The sequence below is a fragment of the SAR202 cluster bacterium genome (assembly GCA_009392515.1).
Lineage (GTDB): Bacteria > Chloroflexota > Dehalococcoidia > Lucifugimonadales > UBA6952 > UBA6952.
In genome coordinates this window covers 1-12,063 of record VFGE01000019.1, presented here as the reverse complement: position 1 = coordinate 12,063, position 12,063 = coordinate 1, and the positions used below count along the sequence as shown (strand labels likewise).

10 protein-coding genes are annotated in these 12,063 nt (G+C 34.8%); 2 read left to right on the top strand and 8 right to left on the bottom strand.

What is annotated here, in order from left to right; genetic code table 11:
* Window position 1: 1 nt before the first annotated feature.
* The 3 genes from ybeY to FI695_01380 are packed head-to-tail and all read right to left on the bottom strand — an operon-like array spanning window position 2 to window position 3,113.
* A complete protein-coding gene (ybeY, locus tag FI695_01390) occupies window positions 2–517 on the bottom strand; it encodes an rRNA maturation RNase YbeY (GenBank protein MQG50619.1) in 516 nt (171 codons plus the stop codon).
* A gap of 4 nt (window positions 518–521) precedes the next feature.
* Complete coding sequence (locus FI695_01385) at window positions 522–1,697, bottom strand: CoA transferase (GenBank protein MQG50618.1); 1,176 nt, start codon at window positions 1,695–1,697, stop codon at window positions 522–524.
* A gap of 60 nt (window positions 1,698–1,757) precedes the next feature.
* A complete protein-coding gene (locus tag FI695_01380; protein ID MQG50617.1) occupies window positions 1,758–3,113 on the bottom strand; it encodes an MmgE/PrpD family protein in 1,356 nt (451 codons plus the stop codon).
* A gap of 174 nt (window positions 3,114–3,287) precedes the next feature.
* Here FI695_01380 and FI695_01375 point away from each other — a divergent pair, with 174 nt between their 5' ends.
* Window positions 3,288–3,944 (top strand): hypothetical protein, encoded by a 657-nt coding sequence (locus tag FI695_01375; protein ID MQG50616.1) that lies wholly within the window; start codon window positions 3,288–3,290, stop codon window positions 3,942–3,944.
* Between the two features lie 45 nt (window positions 3,945–3,989).
* Here the strand turns inward: FI695_01375 and FI695_01370 are convergent, their stop codons facing one another.
* The 4 genes from FI695_01370 to FI695_01355 all read right to left on the bottom strand — a co-directional run bounded on the left by FI695_01370 (window position 3,990) and on the right by FI695_01355 (window position 8,423).
* On the bottom strand, window positions 3,990–5,219 hold the full coding sequence (locus tag FI695_01370) for a hypothetical protein (protein ID MQG50615.1): 1,230 nt from the start codon (window positions 5,217–5,219) through the stop codon (window positions 3,990–3,992).
* Between the two features lie 49 nt (window positions 5,220–5,268).
* Window positions 5,269–6,546 carry an MFS transporter gene (locus tag FI695_01365; protein ID MQG50614.1) on the bottom strand — a complete coding sequence of 426 codons (1,278 nt, stop codon included), beginning with the start codon at window positions 6,544–6,546 and terminating at the stop codon, window positions 5,269–5,271.
* Window positions 6,547–6,618: 72 nt separating this feature from the next.
* Complete coding sequence (locus FI695_01360; GenBank protein MQG50613.1) at window positions 6,619–7,602, bottom strand: electron transfer flavoprotein subunit alpha/FixB family protein; 984 nt, start codon at window positions 7,600–7,602, stop codon at window positions 6,619–6,621.
* Window positions 7,603–7,613: 11 nt separating this feature from the next.
* Entirely contained in the window at window positions 7,614–8,423 is an 810-nt protein-coding gene (locus FI695_01355) for an electron transfer flavoprotein subunit beta/FixA family protein (GenBank protein ID MQG50612.1), read from the bottom strand.
* Between the two features lie 211 nt (window positions 8,424–8,634).
* Here FI695_01355 and FI695_01350 point away from each other — a divergent pair, with 211 nt between their 5' ends.
* Window positions 8,635–10,002 (top strand): MmgE/PrpD family protein, encoded by a 1,368-nt coding sequence (locus FI695_01350; GenBank protein MQG50611.1) that lies wholly within the window; start codon window positions 8,635–8,637, stop codon window positions 10,000–10,002.
* 1 nt (window position 10,003) lies between these two features.
* Here the strand turns inward: FI695_01350 and FI695_01345 are convergent.
* On the bottom strand, window positions 10,004–12,063 hold a 2,060-nt coding region (locus FI695_01345; GenBank protein MQG50610.1), incomplete at its 5' end, for a leucine--tRNA ligase.

Genomic DNA, 12,063 nt, shown 5'->3' with positions numbered 1-12,063 from the left:
ATTATGTATCCAATAAATGTTTAATTGAATCAATTTGAATTTGTTCCATAATTTTTAGTTCATTATCATTTGTATGATCATAACCAATTAAGTGAAGAACACCATGAGAAACTAATGTAGCTAATTCTTTATTGATAGAAATTTTGTTTTCTTCAGCTTGTCGTTTGCATTGTGGATATGATAAAACGATTTCACCCGCATATCCAGTCTCATTGGGGAAAGATTCTGCAGTAGATATTGTTTTTTCACTTTCACCATAATATTCTCCTGGGTAATTTTCGGAGAATGCAAGAACATCAGTTATTTCATTTAACCCTCTATAATCATTATTTAAGCCTTGAATTGTTATATCGTCTGCTATAGTAATTCCTAGAGAATGGTATTCAAGGATAAATTCAGAATTTAATGAAAGCAAACCTAGTCTCAGGGAATTCAGTGCTATTTTTTCTATCCATACTTCAGATAGATCGTTAGAAAATTCTTCGAATATATTAACATCTATGATTATGGTTTCCATAACCTTATTGTACAATATTGTCGTCAAAAAATTCACTTATCTCAGTATCGGTGTATCCCATTTTTTTTAATATTGAATTTGTTTGCAATCCAGGTTTGTCAGGAGCAGGTAAAGATTTAGTAAATTCATAATTACTACTTTCATAAGGTAATTTAGGTAAGGCAAAATCTTTTCCGTCAGAAGTAAAATTGTATAATCTTTTTCCAGAATTTACATGTGGATCGGTAATTACAGTATCAGGTGTGTGAACAAGGGTTGCTGAGATTCCATTTTCCCTTAACATGTCTAGAATTCTGGAACTTTTCATATTTTCAATAATGGGAGTAACTGTACGAAGAATTAATGGTCTATTTGCTATTCTACCAGGATTATCTTTTAATTCTTCATTATCTGCTAATTCGTCCAATTGTAAGATTTTACAGAACGTGTTCCATTGATTATTACTTGTGACACCAATAAATACCAATTCTCCATCAATACAACGGAATTTGTCATATACACCCCATCCATGATGACGTTCAGGTAATGGGACATTGGTAGTTCCTGAATGTTGATTAAATGCCATATGTTGTCCAACAAAAAATAATGCGGTTTCAAACAAACCTGAAGTAATTTCCTGTCCTTTTTGTGTAATACTTCTAGTATATAAAGCTGAAAGCACTCCAATTATTCCATGCATTGCTGCGCCCATATCTATAATACTAGCTCCTGCACGTATTGGATCTCCTGACCTACCTGTCATATATGCAAGGCCTGATCCCATTTGCGCAAGCTCATCCAGGGATGTTTGATTGCTATAAGGGCCACTTAAAAAGCCTTTTACGCTGAGATATATCAATCTGGGGAATTTTGTACTTAGTTGTTCGTAACCTATTCCAAGCCTATTCATAGTTCCAGGTGCCATATTTTCAATGAGTACATCAGTATCTTCTAGTAATTTGTAAAGTATCTCAAGCCCTTTTGAGCTTTTCAGATCTATAACTATACTGGATTTATTTCGATTCACAAAGAAAAAGCTTCCATTTCTGCCTGATCCAATTCGACTAGCATCAAGTGCATTAGGTGGTTCAATTTTAATAACTTCAGCACCCAAATCCCCTAAAATCAGACCAGCTGTGGGTCCAGCTACTATATGTGCAATTTCGATAACTTTGATACCTGAAAGTGGTAAATTATTCATCTTACTATTATAAAAAAGAGGGGTTGAACTCAACCCCTCTTTTTTATTCTTTCTTTATGATTAAACGGTAACCGCGTCTAAAACTTCACTTATATCTTTTACATTTTTAAGATCTTTTAGAAGGGAAAGAGCACGTTCGACTTTTTCAGAAGGAAGAACTTTACTAGCATTTGCTTCAAACTTAACGTCAATCTCATGACCAACGAGAGTGTTTGTAGCAGTTTCTATACTATCACTAACACTTCTTCCATCTTTCATATTTATGACGACTGTTTGGTCCCTGTGTTGACTATGTATTCGAGCTGGTAAGTCTTTAGTCATAATGTCATCTTTTAGAATAACTCTTGACATCATGTCTCGTATTTCAGGGCTATTCACCTTTTCATCAGTGAATGTGTCATAAGACATAGCGCCATCAACAACAGCTGCAGCAATATTAAATTGCAAACTGAATTTCCCACCGAAATAAGTGTCAGTATCAGGTCTGTTCAAGAACCCAGAAGCTCCCATGCCACCTATAAATTCAACGCTTTCTACTTGTTCAGGTTGAATTTCATATTTGTGTACTAAATCAATTAGCATTGGAACTGCTCCATGGTTACCATAACAGCAAGGCCATTCTTTGATTTTAAATCCTGGATTTACTATTTGCCATTGAGCATCACCAAGTTGGTGTGTCATTGCATTAATATTTGCTTGTTTGTCACCAAATACCGCCACATATCCTAGTGGTGCTTCAATTATATTTTGGTTTGCAGTATATCCCTTAGAAGCTAAAGTTGCAGCAGTGATGCCGCTTCTTGCACCATTACCGGGATGTAATGGTTTTGTCATAGTACCAAAATTTGCCTGCATACCAGCAGCATGTGAAGCTGCTATACCCAAAGCATGTCGTGTTTGGTCAACTGTTAGACCCATTAGTCTGGATGCAGCAGCTGCAGAAGCTAATGTACCAAGAGTTACGGTTGAATGCCAACCTCTTTCATAATGGTCTCCCCCAATACCTTGGGCTAAGCGAGCGCCTACATCAAATCCCAGAACATAAGCATCTAAAATCTCACGTCCAGTCTTGCCAAGTTGTTCTCCTAGTGCTAATACCGTAGGCATTAAAATTACTGCAGGATGACCGAAACCACCAACGTCATCATAGTCATCAGCATGTCCAAGTGTACCATTTGCTAAAGCTGCATTTGGAGATGATGTTTTAATATTTGTACCAATTACACGAGAAACAGGAGTTCCACCTACCTCTTCAGTAAATTCAGTTATTATTCTACCTATCTCATTAGTATTAGCAACAAGTGCTGTTCCAACAGCATCCATCAAGCCTGCTGTGGCTCTTTCTATTGCTTCGTCACTAATCTTTTCTGAAGGTGTTTCAATAACAAATCTTGCCAACTTCTCTGTTGCGCCCATTATAAACCTCCTATAATAATATCCCTGAATCAATCATAATTCAGAGAAGAGCTACATAATACAGGTGAGTATATTAACATATTCTGAACAAGTCAATAAATTAATTACTAGAAAAGTGATATAATCAAATACCAGGAACAGTGTTATTTTATTTAAATAATAAGGAGGAATAAAATGGGCACGATTTCTGTAGAAAAAATGGCTGGATATTGTTTAATTATAGGTCCAATCGTTGCTGTATTGATTTACTTTATTCAACCAGGAGGCGTACTAGGTATTGGAGGCCAACCTGACCCAACAGATGCTGAAGCGGTGATTAAATTGTGGACTGGTGATTTACAAACCTATGGAATTGTTACTTCAATGCTTATACCTGTTGCTCTCATTACTATGCTTTCCGGACTCATGTATTTTGTACAAAGTCTTGAAGGTGGTAATGGATACGCATTAGCTAGGCTTGGAATGCCAATGGTATTTATAGCAGTAGCTGGTTGGGCTATTGGTTCTGGGTTAAGCTTAGGTGCTGGAATAGGAACAGTAACTTTAACAGGGGATCGTGAATTAGCAACAATTGGTTTTTCTTTAGCAAACTTATGTACATTTTTATTTGGAGTTGGTGGTTTTCTTATAGCACTAGGTGCTTCTACGAGAGATGATAGCTCTATATTTGCAAGTATAGCAGCGCTCTCTGCAGTAATTGTTGTTATAAGTGCACAGGTTTCATTATTGGCAACAGATCAAGCAACAACAATGGCACTGATTGGTGGTATTTGTTACATAGTCTATACAGCTTGGGCAATTACACTTGGTCGTGGAATGATTTCAAAATAAGAAATTATTTGTGCCCTTGTTATAAATACAAGGGCACAAATAGAATCATTTAATTAGTTTTTGATAATCATTTTCATTTTTTATATTTTCTATTTTCTTTATGAAATCTGCTAAAGATTTGGATTGGTTTCTTATATTGGTGAGTTCTTCAAACACAGTACTTTTGGAAGACGGGCTATCAGCATATATACCATGAAAAGCAAAATATGCTTGGTTTAGTTTACGAATTATGTAACCTTCAGCTAGAAATAATTTTTGACGATCTTCCATATATTTTTCAGCTTTAGAAATATCACCTTGATTTAGATATTCTTCAGCAGTAGATCTTGTTTCATTCATTTCTAACCCAAAGCAAAAATCAGGCTTGCTACAAGGCTCAGTAGTTATAGGATTTATTAAAACATCATTTTTTTCAATATCTAATATATATTTAGATATTTCGTCCCCAAAAATATTAGCCGCAGTTTCATTAATTGTTCGTAGTTTGTCATCATTGAAGTAACTTCTTCCAAGAGGTTTGAAGATCATATAATTATGAAACCATTCATGTGCAGTTGTGCTTAGAGTAGACTCTAAACTTCTTACTTTTACTGTTGCAGGAAAAGTAGATAATCCACCAATATCTGATATAAGAACTGATTTATTTTCTAGATTTTCAATAGTATCTTCAATTTTATATCTTTGAGGAATTGAATTATCGGATTTTAATAATATTGTTTTTTCTAATTTTATTTGATCTCTCGGTGACAATATTAAAAGTGACGGTGGTGGTTCTATACTAATCAAAACAGGTGGAAATACTGTGTTTGGCAATATAGATATATTGAATTCCTGAATTGCATTACTTACTATTTCTTCTAAAGCATTTTCAGTTATTAATTGGTTTTGTTCTAACTCATTAATGTATTGTTGGATTATCTTTTCTTTTTCTGCATTTGATTTAAAATCATTACCTTTTATAGCTGCATACTCATATTCGTTATTGTGTTTTCTTATTTGATCATTGATTTTAATGTAATTTTGTATAATTTCTATTGGATCTTTTTTAGAAACTTTTTTATTTTCAAATGGGAAAATAAATTCAGATATTGAATAAAAGAATTTCTGTGGTAAAAATTGTAATTCCCATAGTAATAAACTATGTTTTTCATGAGATATTATCGAATTAATTGTTTCACTCTTAGAAGGATTGCTTGGTATTAATCCACTGCAAAATAATAAAATTGCAAATAGAATTAATTTAAATATGGGCTGATTAGAGGAAATTATTTTCACAATATTTGCCTTTTATGTACAGATTGAATCTATATAGTAATTATACTATTTAATCTAATTTTCTGAGAGTAGTTCCAAAAATCCAAAGAAAAATACCACTCATTACACACCCTACGCCAAAAAGTATTTGGCCGTTTGCTACTCCTACATATGCAGCTGTTGGTCCAGCTATAGCGGCTCCAAAAGATACAAAAGCTCTATCCAAACTTAATAGACCCATTGCTCTCCCTCTAAGATGGTCGGGAGTAATTTTCATTAATACTGAATTAATAAGCGGGAAAATAATTGCTTGAGATAATCCAATTAGAATAGCCATAAAATATATAAGCATCATATTGTCAAATGCTACTGATAGTGCAAAGAATATGAGAGATAACCCTAATGCAATTTGTGACGATAATATCCAAATTCCACGTTTATTATTAGGGTTAATTGCTGCAAGAAATACAGCACCGCTAGCCCCGCCGATTCCACTCATTGATAAAAGAATGCCAAGACCTTTTTCCCCTATACCTAATATTTTAGCAAATAGTGGAGCAAAAACTTGCATAAATACCATTCCAAATAAAAAGAAACATGCTGCCATAATTACTACTGCGCGTATATCTTTTCTTGACCATGAGAATCGTAATCCTTCGATTAATTCAGTAAAAACATACTGGATAGTTTTTTTGTTCTCTCCTTCGTTATTTATTACTTCGTGTGAATAGTTAATTAAATAAGTAAAAATAAAAGCTAAAGTATATAGTATTAAAATAATAGTTACAGGAAATTGGAATCCATAGTCTGCTTCTGTTATTCGATCAACTCCACTGGTTAATGCGATAATCCAACCAGCTCCTGCTGCAGCAATTATTCTTGTTGCTTGAACTGTTCCCATACTAAGAGCCATTGCATTAGTGTACAGTTCTTGTGGGACAACATTAGCTATCATTGCTCTTCTTGCGGGCTGATCGAATGCCATTGTTGCACCCCGAAAGAAAGTGTATAAATACACCCAAGTCATAGATAAATGATCCATAAATACAACAAACATAAATATTATTTGAATAAATACAACACCTATTTTAGTAACCACTAACAGTGTTTTTCTGTTGAAGTTATCAGCAAATACACCAGCAAAAAGTCCCAGTGTGAAATGGGGCATTGTGCGAACAAACATAACCAAGCCAACATTTATTGCAGCTTGTTCTAAGCTGTCATATAGGCTTAAAACTATTAAAGGAATAGTTACCATGTCTATCCACATTCCAGCGGCATGAGTTACTTGTCCTAACCAAAGATATCTGAACGCAGAATATCGAAATGAGCTCATCATATTACTCATGTATGTTCAACCACCCCTAACAAGACAAAACCCCTGAGGTTTCAGGGGTTTTGGAATTTAATTATATTGGAATTACATTAATTCTTTAAGTTGCTGAGTTAGGGCAGGTAGTACTTTTTCCCAATCTCCAACTACTCCAAATCTAGCGTCTCGGAATATGTTTGCATCAGGATCTTTATTTATTGCAACAAGATTTTTTGATCCACTGCAACCAGCCATATGTTGACTTGCACCAGATATTCCTACAAGTAGATAAAGGTCAGGGGCAACTTTTTTCCCCGTCAATCCTATTTGATATGAATATGGTACCCATCCTATATCGACTGCTGCACGGCTGGCGCCAATAGCTGCCCCCATGGTATCAGCTAAATCTTTGAGCTCATTATCAAAAGGCTCTGGGCCGTTCATACCACGACCACCTCCAACTATTCTAGCTGCATCTTCTAAACGTATTCCTTCTTGTACTTCTTCGACTCTTTCAACAACTTGATTTTTTATTACTGATTCATCGAGATCAGCATTAAAATCAACTATTTCACCAGATCTGCCTGAATCTGCCTCTAAAGCCTCTTTTGTTTTTGGTCGAATTAAGGCCATCATAGGACTTGAATCACAGACAACGGTTGCCATACAGTTACCGCCAAAAACAGGTCGGTTAGCTTGAATTTTGTTATCTGAATTTACTGATACCTCAATACAGTCTTGTACTATACCAGTATCAACTCTAAATGCTAATCTTGCCCCAATATCTGCACCTATTTCAGTTTTAGAAATTAACACGGCAATTGGATTAATTTCTTGAATTAATTTTGCCAGGCTTGCTAAATACGCATCTGTCTGATAAGTGGTAAGCAAAGAGTCTTTGATGTTGTAAACTTTATCGGCTCCTTGACTTATTGCTTCTTGAGCAGCACTAGAAGAGTCTTGATCAAGTAAAGCAACAGAAATCGAAGAGTTTAAAGATTCGGCTAAAGGTTTGCCATGAGCAATTAATTCAGCAGTAGCTTCTGCTAAGCTCCCACTATTTACTTCACCAACAAGTAATATTTCTGACATTGTTTATACTCCTATATTAATTTTGCTTCACGCATTTTCAGTGCTAAGTTTCTTCCCATTTCTTCTTCGTCTTCACCTTCAATAATTTCGCATTGAGATTGTTTTTCAGGTATAAATAGGTCGACGATTTTTATTCGAGGGGAAAGATCATCATCAGACAAACCAAGTTCTGCAGCGTCCCATGTTATCGGAGTTTTCCGAGCAGCTGCCATTATGTTTCTTAGAGTGGGGTATCTTGGTTGTCCGAATTCATTATTAACAGTAATTACAGAAGGAAGAGGCGCTGAAACAGTTTCATAACCTGCATCAGTTGCGCGTTCACAAATAGCTCTACCATCTTTAATTTCGATTTTTCTTGCAATTGGTACACAAGGCACTCCAAGGATTTCAGCAATACCTAAAGGAACTTGTGCTTGGTCCCAATCAGATGCTTGCATACCTGCCAGTACTAAATCGTACTCGCCTATTTTTTGAATTGCTGTTGCTAAAAGTTTTGCAGTTATTGAGCTATCATTAAGATTGCTAAATTTTTCATCTTGCAAAAGATACATTTCATCAGAACCCATAGAAACGGCCTTTTTCATGACATCCATGACAAAATCTGAACCTGCAGAAATTACGCTGACTGTAGCATCTCCAACTGCTTCTTTGATTTGAAGTGCAGCTTCAATGGCATTTTCACAAAAACCATTAATGACTGGTGCTATTTTTTGTGAAGAATCAACTTCAAGTTTTCCAGCACTTCCGTCTATTCTATAACTTGCACTTGGAGCTTCAGGATCAATAACTTGTTTTGCTAATACTACTATATTAAAAGACATGTTTACCCCTGTTATATAAATTAAATGTGTATTAAAACTGTATCATTGGCTATATACAGTGTCAATGATTAAATTCTGTAATTTAAGTCAGAAAAAATGGTTTAATATTGCATCATTTTCTGATAAATATAATCACACATGATTTGATATTACTATTGCCAAAGAAAACGATATTGAAGTAATTAACCTTAATAAATAATAGGAGGTAACTATGGGACGTTCAGAAGAAAAATTAGCAGAGTTTATTGTAAATACTAAATCAGAAGATATACCAGCTGATGCATATAGAGCAGCGAGAGAAGCTATATTTGATTGTATCGGTGTTATGCTTGCTGGTGCTGATCAACCCCTTGGTAAAATGATTCAAAAGTTTGTATCAGATCAGGGAGGAAATGGTGATTGTACTATTGTCGGATCTAGTATGAGGACATCTCAATATATGGCAGCCTTAGGCAATGGAACACTTGGGCATGCTTTGGACTATGATGATATGGGAGGTTTTGGCCATCCTAGTGTGGCTTTATTACCTCCAGCGCTAGCTATTGCTGAAGAATTAGATTTAACTGTTAATGATTTACTAACAGCTTATGTTATCGGTTTTGAGGCTGCAGCTCATTTATCGAGAGGTTCAAGTTCCCCTCAAGGAACCACTGGTTTCCATTCAACAGCAATATTTGGGACTATGGGGTCAGCTGCAGTTGCAGCTCGTTTATTAGGCCTAGATAAAGAACAAACTTTAACTGCTTTAGGAATGGCAGGTTCTATGCCTAGTGGTATATTGCAAAACTTTGGTACTTACACTAAACCTCTTCATGCTGGTATGACATCACGTAATGGTATTATGGCAGGTTATTTAGCCAGAGATGGTTGGAAGGCAACAGATAACTTTTTAGAAAGTAAAGTTGGTTGGGCTTCAGCCTATTTAGGAGCAGGAAATTTTGATCCTGAGGCTATGGTTAAAGATTTAGGTAATACTTGGTTGTGTGCAACTTCTATTGTAATAAAAAAATATCCTTGCTGTGGATCAAATCATAGTTCATTAGATTCTTTATTAAGTATTTTAAATTCAAATGAATTAGACTTTAATGATATAGATGAAGTGGAAATAGATAATTTCTCATCAATAAGTCATGTTCTTTTGTACCCTAGACCTACCTATGGTTTTCAAGGTAAATTTAGTATTCATTATAATGTTGCTACGGCTTTAGTAGATAAGAAAATAGATATGGCAAGTTTTAATGATGAAAATTTAGATCGATCTGAATATTTAGAAGCAATAGATAAAGTAGATATAAAAATAAATTCCGAATGGAGTAGTGGACGAGACGGAATGATGGTTTCAAATCCTGTAAAGATTACATTGAAAGATGGTACGACTCTAGAAGAGGATACCAATCGACATGTAATGCATGGTACACAAGCTGATCCTTTATCTGAAGAAGAATTTAAAGATAAATTTTATAACTGTGCAATTTTAAGCTTACCAAAAGAACGTGTTGGCAATGCAATTGATTCTTGGTGGAATGCTGATGGCAGTGCAAAAATACGTGATTTATTAGGGACTGTTCGTATAGGTTAGTTTATTTTATAACTATATTAACTAATTTATCAGGAACATAAATAATTCTATGTATAGCTTTGTTTACTAGATAGGGCTGAATTTTTTCGCTTGAAAGAGCAATTTCTTCAGCCTTTTCTTTTTCTGTATTGATTTCTACTACAATAGTGTCGCGAACTTTACCATTAACTTGTATAACCAATGTTGTTGTTTCATCTTCGATGAGCTTTGGATTAAATGAAGGAACAGATTGATTGTGTATGCTATATTGATTCCCAGTTAATTCCCATAATTCTTCAGTTATATGAGGAGCTATTGGGGCTAGAAGGAGTAATAGGCTTTTGATAGCAAAGTTCCATTGTTCTGGTGTTGCATTATTCTTTTCTGAAATTTGGTTTAGATAGTTTGTAAATTCCATCATAAATGCTAAAGCTGTATTAAATTTGAACCTATCTATATCTTCAGTTACGTTTTTTATGAGTTTGTGAGTAGTTCTGGTAAATTCTTGGTTTTCTTTTGACAAAGTAAACTTATTTGAATTTATTGTACTTATATTCCATACCCTATTTATCCATCTTGCCATTCCATTAATTCCACTATCAATCCAATCACCTCCCTGATCCCAAGGACCAAGAAACATTAAATAAATTCGTACAACATCTGCTCCAAATTCAAGAACGTAATCGTCAGGAGCTATAACATTGCCTCTGGATTTACTCATCTTTTGATGGTTAGCGATAATCATTCCTTGGTTAAATAACCGTAAAAATGGCTCATCAAATTTAAATAGTCCGATGTCTCTTAGAGCTTTGACAAAAAATCTGGAATACATTAGGTGTAATACTGCGTGTTCAGCACCTCCTGTGTATTGGTCTACAGGATTCCATAGTTTTAGTTTATTCAAATCAAAAGGAGCATTATCGTACTTAGGGTTAGGGTATCGAAGAAAATACCAAGATGAGTCGACAAATGTATCCATGGTATCTGTTTCTCTTTCAGCATTTTTTCCGCAATTTGGACATTTACAGTTAATAAATTCAGGATTATATTTTAGGGGAGACTCTCCTGTAGGTTTGAATTCTGCATCCGGAGGTAGTATTACAGGTAAATCTTTTTCAGGTACAGGTACAGTGCCACAATCTCCACAATAAATGATTGGTATGGGGGTACCCCAATATCGTTGTCGAGAAATAAGCCAGTCTCTTAACCTATAGGTTGTAGTGCGTTTCCCCAGGTTCATTTTTTCAAGATGTTCAGCTATTTTTATCTTAGCATCTTCATTGTTAATATTATCAAATACATCTGAGTTGGTTAAAATACCAGATTCAGTATACGCTTCTTCAAGAGCTTCGGTATCATTTACGTTCTTTGCAATAACCCTGACAATATCTAAGTCATATTTTTTAGCAAATTCAAAATCTCTTTGGTCATGAGCTGGTACACCCATGACTGCACCTGTTCCATATTGCATTAAGACATAATCGGCAATGAAAATTGGAACTTTATTGCCATTAATAGTATTTATTGCATATGAACCGGTAAAAACTCCAGTTTTATCTCTTTCTGTAGAAAGTCTTTCTATTTCTGAATATTCTCGAGTAGTATTAATGTATTTTTCAACTTTTTCTTTATTTTCTGGTGTTGTAAGTTCAGATACCAAGTCGTGTTCTGGGGCTAAAACAATAAAGGTTACCCCAAAAAGAGTGTCTATTCTTGTTGTAAAAGTTTCGATTAGTGGTGTGGAAATTTGTAAATGAGATAAATCAAATTTTACTTGTACTCCAAAACTTTTACCAATCCAGTTTTCTTGAAGGGTTTTGATTTTTTCTGGCCAGTCTATAACTTTATCAAAGCTTAATAGTTCTTCGGCATAGTTGGTTATTTTGAAAAACCATTGTTCCAAATCTCTGTGAATTACAACACTTTCACATCGATCACATTTTCCATTAATTACTTGTTCGTTAGCAAGAACAGTTTGGCATTGATTACACCAATTCACTGGTGCATTTGATCTGTATGCTAACTCGTTTTCAAATAGTTTTAAAAAGAACCATTGGTTCCATTTATAATAATCAGGTTGGC